Annotated in this window: 16 protein-coding genes; 5 read left to right on the forward strand and 11 right to left on the reverse strand. The window is 66.5% G+C overall.

Going from position 1 to position 19,210, the window contains the following annotated elements:
- Positions 1 to 114 precede the first annotated feature (114 nt).
- The 3 genes from ACIQXM_RS00700 to dusB form a co-directional block, all read right to left on the reverse strand.
- A complete protein-coding gene (locus tag ACIQXM_RS00700; RefSeq protein ID WP_400926126.1) occupies positions 115 to 3,816 on the reverse strand; it encodes a DUF5979 domain-containing protein in 3,702 nt (1,233 codons plus the stop codon).
- A 154-nt stretch (positions 3,817 to 3,970) separates the two neighbouring features.
- Positions 3,971 to 5,254, reverse strand: a complete 1,284-nt coding sequence (locus tag ACIQXM_RS00705) for a deoxyguanosinetriphosphate triphosphohydrolase (RefSeq protein ID WP_400926129.1) — start codon at positions 5,252 to 5,254, stop codon at positions 3,971 to 3,973.
- A 6-nt stretch (positions 5,255 to 5,260) separates the two neighbouring features.
- A complete protein-coding gene (gene dusB, locus ACIQXM_RS00710) occupies positions 5,261 to 6,433 on the reverse strand; it encodes a tRNA dihydrouridine synthase DusB (protein ID WP_400926132.1) in 1,173 nt (390 codons plus the stop codon).
- Between the two features lie 153 nt (positions 6,434 to 6,586).
- Between dusB and ACIQXM_RS00715 the strand changes: the two genes are divergently transcribed.
- The 3 genes from ACIQXM_RS00715 to ACIQXM_RS00725 all read left to right on the forward strand — a co-directional run bounded on the left by ACIQXM_RS00715 (position 6,587) and on the right by ACIQXM_RS00725 (position 10,140).
- The gene (locus ACIQXM_RS00715; protein ID WP_400926135.1) at positions 6,587 to 7,264 is read left to right on the forward strand and encodes an ATP-binding cassette domain-containing protein; all 678 of its coding nucleotides are present in this window, start codon (positions 6,587 to 6,589) and stop codon (positions 7,262 to 7,264) included.
- Positions 7,264 to 9,387: a YhgE/Pip family protein gene (locus ACIQXM_RS00720; RefSeq protein WP_400926138.1), complete on the forward strand. Its 2,124-nt coding sequence runs from the start codon at positions 7,264 to 7,266 to the stop codon at positions 9,385 to 9,387. Before ACIQXM_RS00715 ends, ACIQXM_RS00720 begins: the two co-directional genes overlap by 1 nt.
- A 180-nt stretch (positions 9,388 to 9,567) precedes the next feature.
- Positions 9,568 to 10,140, forward strand: coding sequence for a TetR/AcrR family transcriptional regulator (locus tag ACIQXM_RS00725; protein ID WP_400926141.1), 573 nt, complete (start codon positions 9,568 to 9,570; stop codon positions 10,138 to 10,140).
- 110 nt (positions 10,141 to 10,250) lie between these two features.
- Here the strand turns inward: ACIQXM_RS00725 and ACIQXM_RS00730 are convergent, their stop codons facing one another.
- From ACIQXM_RS00730 to ACIQXM_RS00740, 3 genes are all read right to left on the reverse strand, one after another.
- A complete protein-coding gene (locus ACIQXM_RS00730) occupies positions 10,251 to 11,159 on the reverse strand; it encodes a GNAT family N-acetyltransferase (RefSeq protein ID WP_400926143.1) in 909 nt (302 codons plus the stop codon).
- The gene (locus ACIQXM_RS00735; protein WP_400926146.1) at positions 11,159 to 12,547 is read right to left on the reverse strand and encodes a glycine--tRNA ligase; all 1,389 of its coding nucleotides are present in this window, start codon (positions 12,545 to 12,547) and stop codon (positions 11,159 to 11,161) included. Before ACIQXM_RS00735 ends, ACIQXM_RS00730 begins: the two co-directional genes overlap by 1 nt.
- Before the next feature lie 190 nt (positions 12,548 to 12,737).
- On the reverse strand, positions 12,738 to 13,721 hold the full coding sequence (locus ACIQXM_RS00740) for a DMT family transporter (protein ID WP_400926149.1): 984 nt from the start codon (positions 13,719 to 13,721) through the stop codon (positions 12,738 to 12,740).
- A 70-nt stretch (positions 13,722 to 13,791) separates the two neighbouring features.
- Here ACIQXM_RS00740 and ACIQXM_RS00745 point away from each other — a divergent pair, with 70 nt between their 5' ends.
- A complete protein-coding gene (locus tag ACIQXM_RS00745; RefSeq protein ID WP_400926152.1) occupies positions 13,792 to 14,022 on the forward strand; it encodes an RNA-binding S4 domain-containing protein in 231 nt (76 codons plus the stop codon).
- A 56-nt stretch (positions 14,023 to 14,078) separates the two neighbouring features.
- On the opposite strand, the gene ACIQXM_RS00750 is transcribed toward ACIQXM_RS00745, so the two are convergent.
- Positions 14,079 to 14,729, reverse strand: coding sequence for an alpha/beta hydrolase (locus ACIQXM_RS00750; RefSeq protein WP_400926155.1), 651 nt, complete (start codon positions 14,727 to 14,729; stop codon positions 14,079 to 14,081).
- Between the two features lie 74 nt (positions 14,730 to 14,803).
- On the opposite strand from ACIQXM_RS00750, the gene ACIQXM_RS00755 reads away from it, so the two are divergent.
- Positions 14,804 to 15,730 carry an SGNH/GDSL hydrolase family protein gene (locus ACIQXM_RS00755; RefSeq protein ID WP_400926158.1) on the forward strand — a complete coding sequence of 309 codons (927 nt, stop codon included), beginning with the start codon at positions 14,804 to 14,806 and terminating at the stop codon, positions 15,728 to 15,730.
- Here ACIQXM_RS00755 and ACIQXM_RS00760 read toward each other — a convergent pair.
- The 4 genes from ACIQXM_RS00760 to ACIQXM_RS00775 form a co-directional block, all read right to left on the reverse strand.
- Positions 15,727 to 16,047: a hypothetical protein gene (locus ACIQXM_RS00760; protein WP_400926160.1), complete on the reverse strand. Its 321-nt coding sequence runs from the start codon at positions 16,045 to 16,047 to the stop codon at positions 15,727 to 15,729. The genes ACIQXM_RS00755 and ACIQXM_RS00760 overlap by 4 nt on opposite strands.
- An 89-nt stretch (positions 16,048 to 16,136) precedes the next feature.
- On the reverse strand, positions 16,137 to 16,571 hold the full coding sequence (locus tag ACIQXM_RS00765; RefSeq protein ID WP_400926163.1) for an SRPBCC domain-containing protein: 435 nt from the start codon (positions 16,569 to 16,571) through the stop codon (positions 16,137 to 16,139).
- A 95-nt stretch (positions 16,572 to 16,666) separates the two neighbouring features.
- On the reverse strand, positions 16,667 to 17,803 hold the full coding sequence (locus tag ACIQXM_RS00770; RefSeq protein WP_400927683.1) for a homoserine O-acetyltransferase: 1,137 nt from the start codon (positions 17,801 to 17,803) through the stop codon (positions 16,667 to 16,669).
- A 47-nt stretch (positions 17,804 to 17,850) separates the two neighbouring features.
- Positions 17,851 to 19,167: a bifunctional o-acetylhomoserine/o-acetylserine sulfhydrylase gene (locus tag ACIQXM_RS00775; RefSeq protein WP_400926166.1), complete on the reverse strand. Its 1,317-nt coding sequence runs from the start codon at positions 19,165 to 19,167 to the stop codon at positions 17,851 to 17,853.
- Between the last annotated feature and the right edge of the window lie 43 nt (positions 19,168 to 19,210).

The raw sequence follows: 19,210 nt of genomic DNA on the forward strand, positions 1-19,210 counted from the left end.
ACCGGAGCTGGTGACCCGCGGCACGCCCAGAGATCCGGTGCAGAAAGGTTCCGCACAGAGAGGATCCCGCACAGCCACCGGCCGCGCGGGATCCTCTCTGACTGCTACTGCGGATTACTGCTGATGACTGCTGTCATCCTCCGCACGGTTTGCCCTGCGGCGGCTGGCCGCCATTGCGAGGCCACCGGCCAGCAGCAGCCCGGCTCCAGCGGCAAGGAAGCCGACGGTTCCGTTGGCACCGGTGGAGGGCAGATCCGGGCGGGCTGGTTTGACCGGAGCCGGGGTCGGCTTCGGCGTCGGAGCAATCACCGGACTGTAGGTGTTGGTCACAACAGCCGAAGCGGTGTCGCCGGCCGGCACGATGACCGGCCCCGGCACCTCGGACTCCACGGTGACAGCGGAGGTGGCCCCGGTGCCCGGCTCAGTGACAGTGCACTCGGTACCCGCGGCAAGTCCACCAAACTCAGTAGTTACCTCCCCTGTGGTGCCTGCCGGGATAGTGACCGTTTCATTCACAGCGGACCCGTCCGGGCCGCACCGGACTTCCAGGACAACGTCACCCTGGTTACCTGCTGCCGCCCCCGTGATGACCTTGGTAACCGCCAGCGTGCCGGGAGCAAAGGTGTACGTGTTGGTGACCACGGCGGTAACGGTGTCGCTGGCCGGCACGATGACCGGCTCCGGGAGCACGGGCTCCACCAGCACGGTGGAGGTGGCTCCGGTGCCGGACTCCGTCACTGTGCATTCAGTGCCCGCCGTCAGGCCCTCGTATTCGGTGGTCACCTCCCCCGTGGTGCCCGCCGGGATGGTAACCGTTTCATCCAAAGCGGACCCGTCAGCGCCGCACCGGACTTCCAGGACAACTTCGCCCTGGTTACCCGCTGCCGCCCCCGTAATGACCTTGCTGACCACCAGCGCGCCGGGGTTGAACCCGTACGTGTTGGTGACCGTCAGTTCCGCGCCGCCCGCAGCCGGGATAGTGACCGGATCACTGATCACCGTGTCCACGGAGACCGTAGCGGTCGCGCCGCTTTCGGTTTCAGTGACCGTGCATTCCGTGCCCGCAGGCAGGTCCTCGAAATTCCGGGTTACCGTTTCGGCGGTCCCGGCAGGAATGGTCACGGTTTCATCCAGGACCGACCCATCCGGTCCGCAGGTCACCTGCAGCACTACCTCGCCCTGTGCTCCTGCCGCGTCACCGGCAAATTCCTTGGTGACCGCCAATGTTCCGGGGGTAAAGGTGTACGTATTGGTCACCGTGGCGGTGTCCCTGCCCCCTGGGGCAATGGTGACCGGTGTCGGGAGGTCGGTGCTGACCTGGACAGTCTCGGTGGCCCCGGTGACCGGTTCAGTTATGGCACAGGAGGCACCCGGGGGAATGTTCTGGAACTCCGCACCCACCTCCCCTGTTTCTCCGGCCGGGATCTGGGAGGTTTCCTCGAACACCGTTTGCCCGCCCAGGGTACAAAGGACATCCACTTCCACCGCATCCTGGTTCCCGGCGGCCTCACCGGTAATCACCTTGATGACGATGAGGGAGCCCGGGTTTTCCGTGTACGTATCCGTCACTGTCGCCGTGGCGGTTCCGCCTGCAGTGATGGTCACTGAATCAGGCAGATCCACCACCACGCCTATTTCCGTGCTCTCCCCCGTGACGGGTTCGGTGACGGCGCAGCTGGCACCTTCCGGGATGCCGGTCAGGGTGCCTGCGGGAACGGTTCCCGTGGCACCGGCAGTGACCGTGAACTCACCCTCTGTGACAACCGCACCCTCCAAGGTGCAGGAGACCTGAAGGGTGACATCGCCTTGCCGGCCCGCAGCCGCCCCCGCGATGGACTTGTTGACGACGAGGGCACCGGGGTTGACCGCGTAGGTGTCGGTGTAAGCGACCTCGACGCCGTCACCGGCCGGGATGGTGACTGCTCCGCCTGCCGGGTCAACGGTTGTGGTAACCGTGACCTCAGTGGTTTCGCCGTCCGCCGTCTCTGTGACCGTGCAGGTGGTCCCGGCGGGAAGACCCGTGAATTCCTCTGTGGTGGGGTCGGTGGTTCCGGCGGGAATGGTAATGGTTTGGTTCAGGCCGGAGGAGCAGGTCACCTGCAAAGTGACGACGCCCTGCCGCCCGGCCCCGTCACCGGCGATGTCCTTGCGGACCGCCAGGGTCCCGGGTTTGAAGGTGTAGGAGTTAGTCAGCGCTGCTGTGACGCTTCCTGTCTCCGGAACCACGACGGTCCCCTCGCCTTCGACAGTGACCGCCACGGAAGTGGTCTCTCCCGTTGCGGTTTCCGTCACCGTGCAGCTGGAGCCTACGGCGAGGTTGGGGAATTCTGCTGCCTCCGGCGTAAGGGTTCCCGCCGGAATGGTGACAGTGGTGTCCAGTACGGTGGCCCCGTCCAGGGTGCAGACCACGGAGATCGTCACGTCACCCTGGGCACCGGCTGCCTCCCCGGTATTGGTTTTGGTGACCGCCAGTGTCCCGGAGGTGAAGGTGTACGTGTCCGTAACGATCGCCGTCGCCTCGCTGCCCGAGGGAATGGTCACTGCGCCGGGCAGGATGGTGCTGACCGCGACACTTGCAGTGGCACCGTTGGTGGGTTCGGTAATCGTACAGACGGAACCCGCCCGGATACCGGTGAAGGTTTCCGACGGCGCCCCGGTGGATCCAGCGGCGACGTTGAAGGTGAACTGGTATCCCGGTCCGCAGTCAATGCTGATGACCACCGCTCCCTGGCTGCCGACAGCCGGACCAGCAAGCGATTTGGTAACCGTCAAGGATCCAACCTCGAAGAAGTTCGCCGTGGCACTGGCTGCTGAGCTCAGTTCCCGGGTGTCCGCCAGGATCAGTTTCTGGGCAGCATCCACGTCGGGGGTGGCGCCGTCATAGAGGTACACACTGCCGGTGGGAACGGTCACCACCGCACGGGCGCTGATGGCGGCCGGCCCGGTACCTCCGTCCTCGCTCCGCACCCACACCTGCGTACCGCTGGCAACGGGGTTGGTGAGTGGTACGGTGCCTGCCGCATCTGCGAAAAGACCGAAACCTTCATCGGTTGTCACTGTGATTTCATTGGCCTCTGAGGTCACTGTGTACGGTCCGGCGACACCCGTTACCGCTGCTTCCGCCGTGGCGGGAGTGATCGAGATATCCGGGGCGTCCGGTTCTTCCAGCGGCCCGGCCGCGACGGTGGCATTCACGATCGATGCCACCGTGGAATAGAGGGAGTTGCGTGGGTTGACCACGTAGCCGTCAGTGAAGAACCAGATGGCGGCCTGCACGGCCGCTGCCTTCGTATTGGCATCCAGGCCTGCCGGCAGGTCGGTGCTCGGATAGTAGGTGTTCAGGATCCGGTTTACGTAGCCGATATTGGGAACATTGGACTCATCCCAGGTGCCGTTTTCATAGCCGATGCCCGTCCGAGTGGAGGTGCGCAGGTCGATACAGTACATCTGGGCCGTAGTGGTCCCGCCCACTTCCTGGGTATTGATGACCCCCGCGAAACCCGCGGTATACGATTCGTAACCGGCCGGAGTGGAGGTGGGATATGCGTCGATGGGCCAGGTGGTCCCGACCGGAGGCAGAGCACCAGGAACATTCCGCCGTCCATCGCCCAGGGACGTGATCACAATGTCGGTGCCGGCGTCCGATACCGGAGTTGCCCTGACCGGCTCCGGAACGATGGATGCGTTGGCGGGAGCGCTCAGCGGGGCACCCACCAGCAGCAGGGCCAACAGGATGCCCGCCCAGGTCCGCATGCGGGAAGGCTGCGGAGGCGATCCACGGCGGCGGCGGACGTTGACGTGTGGCTGGTCGCTCATGAAGAGTCCCCCGTGAGAGTTGTCCGGTAGAGGTGCTCCTGCGGCCAGTGGTAACCGAAGGGGTGAATGTTACACCTCAGAGCCGAAACACTAACGAGACACTCCGGGCTCCGCCAGAGTCACCGGGGGTTTTTATCCGGGACAACCAGATGTTTTACCAGAGCGCCGGAACCGGGCCCACCAGCCGCTCGTGCAGAGCCACTGCGGAGCCGTCCGTCAGCGAGGCCACCTGGTCCACGACCACGCGAAGCCGGGCGCCGTCGTCGGCGGCTTCGCGCCAGTCCGCAGCGAACATGGGTTCCAGGTGCCGGTCTCCCGTGGCGGCCAGCTGGGCCACCAGGGCGGTGAGGATTTCACGCTGGCGCTCATACAGCGGCTGGCGCTGGTCCGTGGTCATGACGAAAGTGGTGGCCAGGCCCTTCATCACGGCAATCTCCAGCTGGGTTTCTTCCGGAACCACCATTTCCGCGTTGTAGCGGGTGAGCGGATCAGTGCCGTAAATGCCGCGGGTGGCTTCCAGGGCGCTGTTGCAGAACCGGCCGATCAGCTGGCTGGTCATGTCCTTGAGTGCGGCCATGGACTTGCGGCTGCCGTCTGATTCGCGGACCCACACCGGGTCGGCTTCCAGCCGCTTGAGGGCGTCCTCGATTGCTGCTCCGTCGGTGCCGGGCAGGTACCACTGCTGGGTGTATCCCACCACACGGGCGCGCTGGTCCGGATTATCCAGCCACTTGAGCTGGACGTGGCCGGCCACAATCGCATCTTCGACGTCGTGCACGGAGTACGAAATGTCATCAGCCAGGTCCATGACCTGCGCCTCGAGGCAGGATCGGCCCGCGGGGGCGCCGTCGCGCAGCCAGGTGAAGACGGGCAGGTCATCTTCGTACACGCCGAACTTGGTGGTCCGGTGGCCGTTGACCAGCGGGGCGTCGGCTATGGACCACGGGTATTTGCAGGCAGCGTCCAGGGAGGCCCGGGTCAGGTTCAGGCCGGCGGGGCTGCCGTCCGCGGCGATAATCTTGGGCTCCAGCCGGGTCAGCAGCCGCAGGGTTTGGGCGTTGCCCTCGAACCCGCCGATGGCGTGCGCTATGTCATTCAGCGCCGTCTCGCCGTTGTGTCCAAACGGCGGGTGCCCGAGGTCATGCGAGAGGCAGGCGGCGTCGACGACGTCGGGATCGCAGCCCAGCGCATTGCCCAGTTCGCGCCCCACCTGGGCCACCTCCAGGGAGTGCGTCAGCCGGGTCCGGACAAAGTCGTCAGTGTCCGGAGCGACCACTTGGGTTTTGGCCCCCAGCCGGCGCAGCGCCGAGGAGTGCAGCACCCGCGCACGGTCGCGGCCAAACTGGGTGCGGTTGGTGTTCTTGGCAGGCTCGGTGACCCAGCGTGCAAGGTCAACATCGGTATAGCCTGCGGTTTGGAAAGCCTGCGGAAAGGTCATGGGTGTTTAGCCGCCTGAAATGTTGAGTTCGGCTGCCGAAATGATGGACTTCTGCGCGGCGTTGAGCTCCCGCGACTCCAGCCAGTTTTCCGGCAGTGCTGTCTTCTTGGGTGAGCCGGCCCGCCCGCGGGGTCCCTCGGCGTCAGCACCGGGGTACGGAGCCTCGGGATCCAGCTGGTCCAGCAGTTCGCGCAGCACGGCGAGGGTGGGGACGGTGGCAAGCTGGGCACGGAGGTCTCCGCCCACCACGTAGCCCTTGAAGTACCAGGCCATGTGCTTGCGGATGTCCCGCAGAGCCATCATTTCCCCGCCGAAGGTTTCCACCAGCAGTTCGGCGTGCCGGTAAACGCTGTCCGAAACTTCCTTCAGGCCGGGCCGGTGACGGGTGTCGCTGCCTTCAAAAGCTGCCTGCAGGTCGCCGAAGAGCCACGGCCGGCCCTGGCAGCCACGGCCGATGACGACGCCGTCGACGCCGGTTTCGCGCACCATGGCGATGGCGTCCTCGGCGGACCAGATGTCCCCGTTGCCCAGTACCGGCACGTCCGGCAGCGCTTCACGCAGTTCGGCGATGGCTGACCAGTCGGCCTTGCCGGAGTAGAACTGGGACGCGGTGCGGCCGTGCAGGGCGACGGCGGCAACCCCGGAGTCGCGGGCAATGCGGCCGGCTTCGAGGAACGTGAGATGGTCCTCGTCAATGCCCTTGCGCATCTTGATGGTCAGCGGGATGTTGCCCTTGGAGGCTTCCTTCACGGCTGTCTGAACAATGGACGTGAACAGGTCCAGCTTCCAGGGCAGGGCGGATCCGCCGCCCTTGCGGGTGACCTTGGGCACGGGGCAGCCGAAGTTCAGGTCAATGTGGTCGGCGCGGTCTTCCTCCACGAGGATGCGCACGGCTGCACCGACGGTGACGGGGTCAACCCCGTAGAGCTGGACGGAGCGGACCGCTTCGTCGTCGTCGTGCTCAATGATGCGCAGCGATTCCGGCGAGCGCTCGACGAGGGCACGCGAGGTGACCATCTCCGAGACGTACAGGCCCCCGCCGTATTCGCGGCAGAGCCGCCGGAAAGCCTTGTTGGTAATGCCGGCCATGGGTGCCAGGATCACCGGCGTGTCCACGGTGATGGGTCCCAGCTGCAGCGGTGGCAGCTCGAGCTTGAGTTCTGGAGATGAAACAGTCACACCCCCATTCTCTCAAGCCGGTGCAAATCCTGCTGGCCGGACATGGACGGCGGATCCAAGTGTTAGACTGACTGGTCAGATTATGTACTGACTGGTCAGTTTTGCTGGCCCGTCCCACCGCCGGGATTCTCCCGGATTTCCTGAAAGGCAATTGTGCAACCGGTGATTACCGCGGAAGGCCTCAGCCTGTCCGCCGCCCGGGGCCCCGTGTACGGCCCGCTGAGTTTCAGCGTGGACGGCCCCCTCAACGTTCTCTACGGCCCCGCGGGCAGCGGCCGCACCAGCCTCCTGCTGACGCTTGCCGGCCGCATGAAGGCCGAAGACGGAACGCTGGAAGTCCTGGGCCATGACCTCCCCCGAAACGCCCGCGAAGTCCAGAAACACACGGCTATTGCCGGCTTCGAGGATATTGATGTCCTCGAACCCGGTGTGACTGTGGGTCAGGCCGTGCGGGAACGCGAAGCCTGGCTGGCGCCCTGGTGGAGCATCCTGGGCAAGCCCACCGACCGGCAGGTCGCCCGTGCCTGCGCGTCGGTCTTCGGAACGACGGAAATCCCCGCCGCCTCCACCGTGATCTGGAACCTCGGAGAGGCCGAGCAGTTCCTGCTCCGGCTTTCCCTGGCCATGCTGGGCACACCGAGCATCCTCTTTGTCGATGACATTGAGCAGGTCCACAGCGCAGAGGCGCGCCGCCTGGTCTGGGAGCGCCTTGCTGCCATTGCCGCAGCGGGCACCACCGTGGTTGTGGGCGCCGCCTCCCTTGAAACCGGCCTGTGGGATGACCTTGAACCCCGGCCGTCCGCTCTGCTGCTCTCCCAGGAGGCCAACTGATGTTTGCCCTGTTTTCCCCCGGCACGGAACTGGCGCGGTTCCGCCGCGGCACCCTGCCGAAGATCGCCGTCGTCGTCATGCTCTTCATCCCCCTGATCTACGGTGCCCTGTACCTGTGGGCCTTCGACTCCCCGGACAAGAACGTGGACAGCCTCGCGGTTGCCCTGGTCAATGAGGACGCCGGCACCACCAAAGACGGCGAGCCGCTGAACGCCGGCGATGAACTGGAGAGCAAGCTCCTGGAGGGAGCGGACCTCGACTGGCATTCCACGGACGCCGCTGATGCAGCCACGGGCGTGGAGGACGGAACCTATTACCTTTCCCTCACCATTCCGTCGGACTTCTCGGCGAACGCCGTCTCCGTGGGCACGGACAACCCGGTGCCCGCACGGCTGAGCGCCACCTACAACGACTCCAACAACTTCCTAGCCGGCGTGCTGGGCAAGCAGGCCATGGCACAGGTTAAGGACGCAGTCTCCTCCCAGCTGGGCGGACAGGTTGCCTCCACAATGCTGGTGGGACTGAACGACGCCGGTTCCGGCCTCCGCGACGCCGCCGACGGTGCCGGAGAACTCAGCACGGGCATCGACTCCGCCGTCTCCGGGGCGGGCGAACTCGTGGCCGGGCTGGACAGCCTCGCCGCGGGCACCGTGACCCTTCAGGACGGGGCGCTGCAGCTCTCCGCCGGCGCGAACCAGCTCAGCTCCGGCCTGACCGAACTGTCAGCGGGAACCTCCTCGCTGGCCGCGGGCAGCAATGACCTTTCCGCCGGAGCGCAGTCCCTGGCTGCCGGAACATCCTCCCTGTCAGACGGTGCCGGAAGCGTGGCTTCCGGTGCCGCGGCCCTGAACGCCAACCTCGGCACGCTCTCGGAGCGGCTGACCGCGGCCGTTCCCCAGTCGGAGTCCCTGGCCGCCGGAGCATCATCGGTCTCCACCGGATTGGACCAGGTTGTTGCCGGCCTCCAGGCAGCAGACCCGGCCAACCCGCTCCTCGCCCAGCTGCAGCCGCTGGCCGCAGGTGCACAGCAGGTGTCCGCCGGAAATGCGGGCCTGCAGGCAGGTATTTCCGAGGCAGCCGCAGGAGCCGGACAGCTCACAGCCGGCAGCTCCAGCCTCGCCGGCGGTGCCGGTGAGGTGGCAGCCGGCGCACAGTCGGCTGCCGCCGGGGCCGCGCAGCTTTCCGCCGGTGCCGCCAACCTCGCCTCCGGTGCCGCCCAGGTGGACGCCGGTGCCCGCAGCGCCCAGGGCGGTGCCGGTGAACTTGCTGCCGGAGCCAACACGCTCAGCGGCGGCACCAGCGACCTCGCCGCCGGAGCGGGCGAACTGCTCACCGGCGGAAACGCCCTGTCGGCCGGAGCCGAAGAGCTGTCCACGGGCAGCCACACCCTGGCCGATGCCCTTGCCGAAGGCGCCCAGGCGCTGCCGCAGGATTCCGATGAGCTGATCGACGCCAAGGCCTCCGTTGCGGCCGCCCCGGTGGAACTGGACGCAGACTACTCCACCAAGGCAGACAGCTTCGGTGAAGGGTTTGCGCCCTTCTTCCTGGCGCTGGCCACCTTTGTGGGCGCGCTGATCACCTGGCTGCTGCTGCGGGCACTGCCCACCCGGGCCCTGGCCGCCGGCGTTTCCGGCTTCCGCGCCCTGGCCACCGGACTGGTTCCGGCGCTGGCCATCGGCCTGGGCCAGGTAGTCATCATGATGGCGGTACTGGTGTGGGGACTCGATATCCACCCCGCCTACCTGATTGCCACCGGTGCGTTCCTGTACCTCACCACCGTCGCGTTCCTGGCACTGCAGCAGATGCTGATCATTGTGCTGGGCACCGCGGCAGGCCGGGTTGTCTCACTGGTGCTGCTGATGATGCAGCTGAGCTCCTCCGGCGGCACCTACCCGGTGGAGACCACGCCCGGATTCTTCCAGGCGCTGCATCCGTTCATGCCCGCCACTTATGTGGTCAACGGCCTCCGCGCCCTGATCACCGGCGGCGTGGACGCCCGGATGTGGATCGCCGTCGCCTTCCTGGGCATCCTGGCTGCGGTGTGCATCGCCATCAGCTCGGTGGTTGCCGGCAAGCAGCGGATGTGGACGATCAAGCGCCTGCACCCGGAACTGCACCTCTAGGATCGGCGAGCCGACTCCGGAGAACGACGGCGCCGCACCCCTTTCCCGGGAGCGGCGCCGTCGTCGTATGGCGGCAAAACCGGGCGGAGTGCCCCCGGCTGCTGCGGCTGTCCGGGTCCTGCCCGTCCCGCCCGGACCTCTAAGATCGAAGCAAGGCCATCACGACTTTAAGGAACTCTCATGCCACGCCAGTCAGGTACCAAGCGTGCAATCCTCGATGCCGCACTGGAGTTGGCCGCCGACCACGGCATTAGCGGAACCACCATGGAGAACGTGGCGGAACGGGCCGGGGTGGCCAAAGGCAGCGTCTACTACAACTTCGCATCCAAGGACCGGCTTTTCGAAGAGCTCCTGCTGGAGGGCGTGGGTGTATTGGCGGAAACCGTGCGCAGCGCCCGGGCGTCGCTGACCGGCTGGCCCGCACTGCAGGCCATGGTCCGGGCCCTGCTGGAGACAGTGGCGGACAACCGTTCCCTGGCCCGGCTGCTGGCGGCGGAGATTTTCCGGACCGACCGCGCCTGGCAGCATTCCCTGGAACTGCTCCGCCGGGAAGTCCTGGCAGATTTTGTCACCGCCATCCGGGAAACCTCACCGCCTGCGGCAATGGAGGACCGGCTGGGGCTGGTTGCCGGCGGCGTGTTCGGCGCAGCCCTGATCGGCGGACTCGAATGGCTGGTGTTCAGTCCGGAGCGGTCCCTGGACGAGGTGGCCGAGTCGGTGCTGTACGGACTTTCGGGCCGGCTCGCCTCTTAGGCTCTGCGTCATCCACAGCTCCGCCGGATCAACGACAACTCTGCCCATTCAACGACGGCGGGGGCCGGCTCCCGTAGGAACCGGCCCCCGCCGTCGTTGTCTGAGCGCGGTTAGGTACTGACCACCTCGGTGGCCGGCCCTACTTCACGAGCCGCACCCTTTTCCAGCAGCGCCTGGATGATCCGGGCCACCGGAACCATGGACTCGTCCACCTCCAGCTGCACCGGGTACTGGTACGTCAGCATGGCCAGCATGGATTCCAGGGCCGCTTCCTGCTCCGAGCGTTCCAGCTTGGTGTCGTAACCAAGGAAAACGTCAGCCGGTTCGTCCGTTCGGTTGTGCGTGTAGCTCACGGCGAAGGCCGCGATCTTGCCGCCCTTGTCCTTGGGCGCATCGCGCAGCACCACGGCGCCGGCCGCACCGGTGGCGTCATTGAGCAGCATCTGCTGGGCCCGGCCCAGCGTCATGTCCGCCCGGTCCCAGCCGTGTACGCTGTTGTAGAACTCGGCCACGGTCTGGGTCAGCTCCACCGATCCGGTGGCGGCTTCCTCCAGCTGGGGGCCGGAGTCGTCGGCAAAGACGGGCAGGCGGATCCGGCCCGGCTCCACCACCACCATGCGGGAACGCTGGATCCGTGAGAACCCGGCCGCCTTGGCAAACGCGGCGCCGGAAGAGCCCGGCTCCACCTTTGCCCGCATGGCGGTAACGCCCGACGGCGACGCTTCAGCTTCACGGCGCAGCATGGCCAGCAGCATGGAGCCCAGGCCGGCGCGCCGGTTCTCCCGGGCCACCTCCACATAGACCCAGAGGCGGTCCGGGTGCAGCGAGGTTTCGTAGACAACGCCGGCTGCCACCGGAATGCCGTCGTCCTCGGCCACGATGCAGCGGCTCCAGGGTTCGTTGGAGGACGGACGGAACACGGCCCGGAACTGTCCGGACTGCACCGTTTCCGGGTCTCCCCAGAGCTGGTTCAGTTTGAGATCGTCATCTTCGCGCCATTCGCGGAACGTCAGTGCCATTACGCGCCGATCAGCCTTTCAGCGAGGTAGCCCTCAACCTTGTCCAGGCTCACCCGCTCCTGGGCCATCGTGTCGCGCTCGCGCACGGTGACTGCCTGGTCTTCGAGCGTGTCGAAGTCCACGGTGATGCAGAACGGGGTGCCGATTTCATCCTGGCGGCGGTACCGGCGGCCAATGGCGCCGGCGTCGTCGAAGTCGATGTTCCAGTTCCGGCGCAGCTGCGCGGCGAGGTCCTTGGCCTTGGGGGAAAGGTCCTCGTTGCGGCTCAGCGGCAGCACGGCAGCCTTGACCGGCGCCAGGCGCGGATCCAGCTTCAGGACGGTGCGCTTGTCCACGCCGCCCTTGGCGTTGGGGGCCTCGTCCTCGGTGTAGGCGTCCACCAGGAACGCCATGAAGGAACGGGTCAGGCCGGCTGCGGGCTCAATGACGTACGGAGTGAAGCGCTCGTTGGTGGCCTGGTTGAAGTAGCTCAGGTCCGTGCCGGAGTGCTTGGAGTGCGTGCCGAGGTCAAAGTCGGTGCGGTTGGCAATGCCTTCCAGCTCGCCCCACTCGGAGCCGGCGAAGCCGAAGCGGTATTCGACGTCGGTGGTGCCCTTGGAGTAGTGGCTGAGCTTTTCCAGCGGGTGTTCGAACAGGCGCAGGTTGTCCGGATTGATGCCCAGCTGGGTGTACCAGTTGAAGCGGTTTTCGATCCAGTACTTGTGCCATTCCTCGTCAGTGCCCGGCTCGACGAAGAACTCCATTTCCATCTGCTCGAATTCGCGGGTGCGGAAAATGAAGTTGCCCGGCGTGATTTCGTTGCGGAAGCTCTTGCCGATCTGGCCGATGCCGAACGGCGGCTTCTTGCGTGAAGTGGTGAGCACGTTGTTGAAGTTCACGAAGATACCCTGCGCGGTTTCCGGGCGCAGGTAATGCATGCCCTCTTCGCTGGCTACCGGGCCGAGGTAGGTCTTGAGCAGGCCGGAGAATTCCTGCGGCTCGGTCCACTGGCCCTTGGTGCCGCAGTTGGCGCAGGTGATGTCGGCCAGGCCGTTTTCCGGTGCGTGGCCCTTCTTTTCCTCGTAGGCCTCTTCGAGGTGGTCTGCGCGGTAGCGCTTGTGGCAGCTCAGGCACTCGACCAGCGGGTCGGAGAACACCTCAACGTGGCCGGAGGCCTCCCAGACCTGGCGCGGGAGGATAACAGCGGAGTCCAGGCCGACGACGTCGTCGCGCCCCCGGACCATGTGCTGCCACCACTGCTTCTTGATGTTTTCCTTGAGCTCGACACCCAGGGGCCCGTAATCCCAGGCGGAGCGGGACCCGCCGTAAATCTCACCCGACTGGAAGACGAACCCCCGGCGCTTGGCGAGGGAGATGATCGGATCCAGTTTGGATTTGGTCGAAGCCATGGAATGGTACCGCCGTTCTTTCGTGTCTGCGCAGGCCGCTGGGTGCGGTCCGCAAATGGTCCTGTCCGCAGCGGCGCCGGCGGTTGCACGGCGGGGAACTGCGGAGGGCGAAAAGCTACAACTACAAGCTTAAGGTCATGGAGCCCAAACCCCGTCACCGGGAACGCGGCAGTGCTGCCGCCGCCCCCGCTTACCGGCGGCCGGCGCGCCGGGGAAGCACCCCGGGCATGTTCCACGGCAGGGTGGCCACAACAATGGCGGCCAGGGTCAGCAGGGTGCCCAGGACGGTTGCGGCCACCACAACGCTGCCCGGTGCCGGGAGAAATATGTCCAGCAGCAGGGACCCGACGAGCTGCCCGCCGATCATTCCCAGGCTGGTCAGCAGCACGCCCAGGCCGCGCACCAGCACGGCGCTCACACCAATGAAGATGCAGCCCATCGCCCCGCCGAGGTAGAGGTACCACTCCCCCGGCAGCGGCTCGCCGAAACCGGAAACCATCACCTTGATCAGCCAGAACACCAGCAGGACCGCCGCACCGGATATGAAGTTCACCAGGGTGGCGGTGATCGGCGTGCCGTAATGCATGCTCGTGGTGCCGTTCATGGCCTGCTGGAAACTCATCAGCATGCCGGCGGTCAGGGGAAGCAGCACGGGAAGCACCAGATCGGCGGCCGAGGAGGTTCCGCTGAACTTGGGACTGACGGCCCAGACAACGGCGGCGATGGTCAGCACGGCGCCCACCACCCGCATCACGGTCAGCGCCTTCTTGCCCGCCGGGCCGATGCCCAGCCGGTCCACCACCAGCCCGGTCATGGTCTGGCCGGCGACGGCGGCCACCGTGAACACAGCTACGCCCAGTACGGCAACGGTCAGGGTCTGGGAGAGGACAAAGTAGGCACCAATGGCACCTGCCAGCACGTAGTAGCGCGGAAACCGGCGTTCGCGCAGGGCCGGCAGCAGCTGCGCGGCCCCAGCCCTGCCGCGCGGCAGAACCGCGGAGATCAGGATCATGATGACCAGCCCCACGGAGAAGCTGACCAGCGCTGCGGCGAGTCCGTCGTTGAGTCTTTCCCCGAGCGCACCGTTGATGCGGGCTTGGACGGGAATGGCCATCCCCGCCGCAACTGCAGCGGGAAGACCGATAATCGGTGTGATTCGCAGGGCATTTGGCACGGACTTACCCTACGGCAGCGCCGGGGCCGGGCAGGAATCGGCGTAGTTGAATGTCGGGCAGAATGGACACATGAGTAATTTCGACCCCCAAGACCTCCCCATCCGCGACGAAATGATCCGCCTTGGCCAGCTGCTGAAGCTTGCCAGCCTGGCCGAAGACGGCATTCAGGCCAAACAGCTGATCGAAGACGGCCTCGTGAAGGTCAACGGCGAGATCGAAGAACGCCGCGGACGCCAGCTGCACCCCGGTGACGTGGTGACGGTCAACGGCGAAGCCATCCGGATCATCCGGGAAGACTAACCGGCTGCCGGGGCCCACCCGCCGGACGGGCCCCGCTGCTCAGTACCGCCCGCCGCTCAGGCCTTCAGCACCAGGTTTGTGAGGAACTCCTTCACATGGCCCAGCTCCTGCATGTTAATGCCGTGTCCCATGTTGGAGTACAGGATCTTGGTCAGCGCCGTGTGCTCATTCAGCCAGGCGTGGGTGAATTCGATGCGCGGCGCGTCAATCACCGGATCCGCCTGATCCCGGCCCCAAAAGAAGGGCACGCCGCCGGCGCGCAGCTCCTCGTCATGGAAGAACCCATTGCCCTCGGCAGGCACCACAAAGCCGGAGAGCCCGACGACGGCGGCAAAGTCCGCGGGCCGGTGCCGCAGGAGCGTGCTGGCCACGGCCATGCCCATTGAGAAGCCGAGCAGGGACACGCTGCTGTGGGCGTCCTTGACCCCGTCCAGCCAGCCTGCGACGTCGGACACGGATTCCACCACGCGCTCCACGGAGAAATCCGCGTCATTCATCAGCGGGAACCAGGTGTAGCCGGGGCCCAGCGCCTGGGGTGCACGGACGGAGGCGATGGTGAATTCGGAGGGCAGGTGGTCCGCCAGGCCCATCAGGTCTTCCTCATTGGCGAGGTAGCCGTGGAAGAGGACCAGCAGCGGAGTTCCGGCACGCTCGGCTTCCGGCTTGGACCAAAGGACAGTGGGGTTCCAGGGAGCAGTCTTAGGCATAATGTTCATTCTGGCACGACCGGATGTCCAACCTACGGTCGCGTAGCCGGGCCCCTCCTTGGCAGGATGGTTTGGTGACTTCTCCTTCCATCCCCGAAAACAGTTCCGTCCCCTCGTCTTCCGCTGCCGCCGCAGCGTCCACCTCCGCGGCGGCAGCATCGGGTTCCGCAGCTCCGTCATCTGCTGCCGCAGAGGAGCCCGGGCTCCATCCCTGGACCCGTTATGTGGCCATCGGAGACTCCTTTACAGAGGGAATCGGTGATCCCAGCCCGGAAAGCACCGGCGGACACCGCGGCTGGGCGGACCGCGTGGCAGAAGAACTCGCCCGCAGCCGGGAGGGCTTCTCCTACGCCAACCTGGCCATCCGGGGACGGCTTCTGGACCAGATCATCAATGAACAGCTGGAACCGGCCCTGGAACTGCACCCGGATCTGATCACCATCTGTGCCGGAGGCAATGACGTCATCCGTCCCGGCGGCGACCCGGACAAGCTCGCCGAAAAAATGGATGCAGCAATCGCCAAGCTGAGCTCGGGGGGCGCCACCGTGGTGCTTTTTACCGGGCCGGACCTCGGGACGACGCCGGTGATTGGCAGCGTCCGCGGGCGCGTGGCGATTTACAACGAGAACCTGCGGACCGTTGCTGCCCGGCACCACGCCGTCATCGCGGATACCTGGGCGCTGCGTGAATTGAGCAACCGGGAGATGTGGGCTCCGGACCGGCTGCACTTCTCTCCCCTGGGCCACCACACCATTGCCGCCATGGTGCTGGACACTCTTGGCGTGCCCCACACCTTGGAGCCGCTGGAGCCCAAGCCCATCCCGGCCAGGAACTGGCGGACAGCACGCACTGAGGACCTGACGTGGGCACGCGAATACTTCGTGCCGTGGGTGGTGCGCCGGGTGCGCCACCGGTCTTCCGGCGACGGCATTGCCGCCAAGCGTCCCGACGCCGGACCCATCTTCGGCGGACCGGGCATGCCGCCGGGTTCGGCGGACTAAGCGGACGCCGGCGGCACCGGCGGATAACGCCGGCGTCCCGCCTGCAGGCCGCCCCAAAACGCGAGGACCACGGCACCGGCCAGCACGAGCAGGGCACCTGCCTGCATGCTGCGGCTGATCAGGATTGAGGGACCCTCAGACCCTCCGTCCGGGGAAGTGACCCAGGCGTAGTTCACCGTTCCGGACCCGGGCCCCTGTGCCAGCAGTGCGATGCCGGCGGCCAGCAGCAGTGCGCCGCAGGCAGGCATCCAGAGCCTGCGCAAACGGAACCGGCCGGAGGACGAAGCGGAGTGCCGGGGGCTTTTATCGGGTGCCATGGCGCCACGCTAGCACCGCGGTGTCCTGCAGCCCGGCCTGCTGCCCGGCCGGCAATCCCGCCGGCATCCGAAACAGCCTGCCGGAACCCTCACCCGGGAGATCCGCGTTCGGCCAGCGCGATCAGGTTCGCCAGATGGTCGGCCCAGTCCTCCGTGTGCCCCCGGGCAATGTCCGCGCCGTCCGCCAGGCCGCCCAGTCCGCTTTCGATGACCACGACGTCGGTGTAGTCCGTTTCCGGGTCGGGCCCTGGTACGGCTGCCAGCTGGAAGCTCACCACGGTGTGCGCGTTCCAGTGGGGCATGGTCCAGCGGAAGGACAGCAGCCGGTCCCGTGCCACCGCCAGGACGGTGCCGCTGGCACCCTGCCCGCCGCCGTCGTCGGCCGTCCGTTCTGCCAGCGGCGACCCGGGGCTGGCGGTGAAATCCATGGCCGGCCACCACGCGGCCCGGTTGTTCACGAGCGCATGCCAGAGCCGCTCCGGGGAACACTGTGCCTGCGCCGCCACGCGAATGAAATCACCCATGCGAATGTTCTTCCATGTTCGTCCCGTCTTGGCAAGGGAGCCGGCCCCGGCGGACCGGCATCCGGGGCCAACCGGTGTGCGGACGAAAGCGGAAACTAGGGCGAGCCGAAGAACCGTTCCCGCAGCGGCGCCCCGATTTGCTCCACGTCGGTGAGGAAACCGTCGTGGCCGATCGGCGCCGAAATCATCTGGACCTCGGTTTCCCGCGGAAGTGCCGCTGCCAGGTCGAAGGACTGCCGGGGAAGGTATAGCCGGTCCGAATCAACCGCGGCAATGAAGAACTCGCTGTCCGTTCGGGCCAGTGCCTGGCGCAGCGTTCCGCGGCCGCGGGCAACGTCGTGGCTCATCAGCGCCTCGGTGAGCAGCAGGTAGCTGTTGGCATCGAACCGGCTCGAGAGTTTTTTGCCCTGATGATCCAGGTAACTCTCCACCGCGTAGCGTCCGCGGAAGGCCGGCAGGGAGGAACCCAGCGGGTCCTCCTGCGCCTGCGGTTCGTGTCCAAACCGGTGCTCCAACTCGGCCTCGGAGCGGTAGGTAATATGCGCAATCCGGCGGGCCAGGCCCAGTCCCGCCGTTGGGGGCCGGCCGTTGTAATAGTCCCCGCCGTTGAAGTCCGGATCCAGCCGGATTGCTTCCAGCTGGGCCCGGCCAAAGGCGATCTGTTCCGCGGAACTCGCGGCAGTGCAGGCGATCACTGCGCAGCGCCGCACCCGTTCCGGTTCGGTTACCGCCCATTCCAGGGCCCGGGCCCCGCCCAGCGATCCGCCGAGCACGGTGTGCCAGGAGCCGATCCCCAGCAAATCCGCCAGCCGGGCCTCCGCGCGGACCGAGTCCCTGATGGTGACAAACGGAAAGCGGGAACCCCAGGCCAGCCCCTGCGGGTCAGCGGACGAAGGGCCGGTGGAACCGTAGCAGCCGCCCAGCATGTTGACCGCGACGACAAAGAACCGGTCCGTGTCCACCGTTTTTCCCGGGCCGACCAGGGCATCCCACCAGCCGTCTTCACCGCTGTCGCCGCGGGCCACATGGGTGCTTCCGGTCAGGGCATGGGCCACCAGCACGGCGTTGGAGGCATCCGCGTTCAGGGTCCCCCAAGTCTCGTAGGCCAGGGAAACGGAGGGCAGATACCCGCCGGTTTCCAGGAACAGGTCCCCGATGCGGGCGTGCCGCAGCACTCCGTCCCGGGCAGGGGCGGAGTGCTGCGGCAGGACTGGCCCGGCCGGACCGGACACGGAGCCGGTTGCGGCCGTGTTCGCAGAAGGGCGCGCCACGCTAACCGTTACGCTCCCTTGGCGGCCCGGAACCCGGCGTCGAGGTCCGCAAGAATGTCGTCGATGTGCTCGATGCCCACGGACAGCCGGACCAGCCCGGGGCTGACGCCCGCTGCCAGCTGCGCCTCGGCACCGAGCTGGCTGTGGGTGGTCGACGCCGGATGGATGACCAGGGAGCGCACGTCGCCCACGTTCGCCACGTGCGAGTGCAGGTCAAGGGCGTCGACAAAACGCTTGCCGGCCTCGATGCCGCCGGCGATTTCGAAGGACACAATGGCACCGGTTCCCCGCGGCCCGTATTTGCGGCCGCGCTCATACCACGGGCTGGATTCGAGTCCCGCATAAGCGACGGAGACGACGTCGTCGTGCCCTTCCAGCCAGTTGGCCACCGCGACGGCGTTACTGACGTGCCGCTCCACGCGCAGGCTCAGGGTTTCCAGGCCCTGGGCAATCAGGAACGCGTTGAAGGGTGACACGGCGGAACCGAGGTCTCGCAGCAGCTGCACCCGGGCCTTGAGGATGTACGCCAGGTTGGCACCAAGGGCACCCTTGACGCCCAGGTCCCGGGCGTAGACAAGGCCGTTGTAGCTCTCATCGGGGGTGTTGAAGCCGGGGAACTTCTCCGGATCCGCGCCGAAGTCAAAGTTGCCCGAATCCACGATGACCCCGGCGATGGAAGTGCCGTGCCCGCCCAGGTACTTGGTGGCCGAGTGCACCACAATATCCGCGCCCCATTCGAAGGGACGGATGAGGTAGGGGGTGGAAAGGGTGCTGTCCACGATCAGGGGGATGCCGGCGTCGTGGGCGATGGCACTGACGCCCTCAAGGTCCAGCACGTCCTGGCGGGGATTGGAGACCACCTCGCCGAAGAAGGCCTTGGTGTTGGGCCGCACGGCTGCCCGCCACTGCTCCAGGTCGTCGGGATCCGACACGAAGGTGGTCTCGATGCCGAACTTCTTCAGCGTGTGCTTGAGCAGGTTGTAGGTGCCGCCGTAGAGGCTGGGGCTGGCCACAATGTGGTCCCCCGCTTCCGCAACGTTCAGGAGGGCGAAGGTTTCAGCGGCCTGGCCGGAGGCGAGCAGCAGCGCGCCGACGCCGCCCTCCAGCGAGGCGATCCGGTTCTCCACCGCTTCCTGGGTGGGGTTGCCGATCCGGGTGTAGATAGGCTCCAGCTCGGCCAGGGCAAACCGGTTGGCTGCCGCCTCGGCACTGGGGAAGACGAAGGATGAGGTTTGGTAGATGGGCAGGGCGCGGGCGCCGGTGGCGGCGTCGGGCTCCTGACCTGCATGGATCTGGCGGGTTTCGAAAGACCAGTTTCCTGACATTGTTTGCTCCCTAAAACCGGGGCCGCACCGAGACTTCCGGCCG

It is taken from the genome of Arthrobacter sp. NPDC097144, assembly GCF_044762205.1.
GTDB lineage: Bacteria > Actinomycetota > Actinomycetes > Actinomycetales > Micrococcaceae > Arthrobacter_B.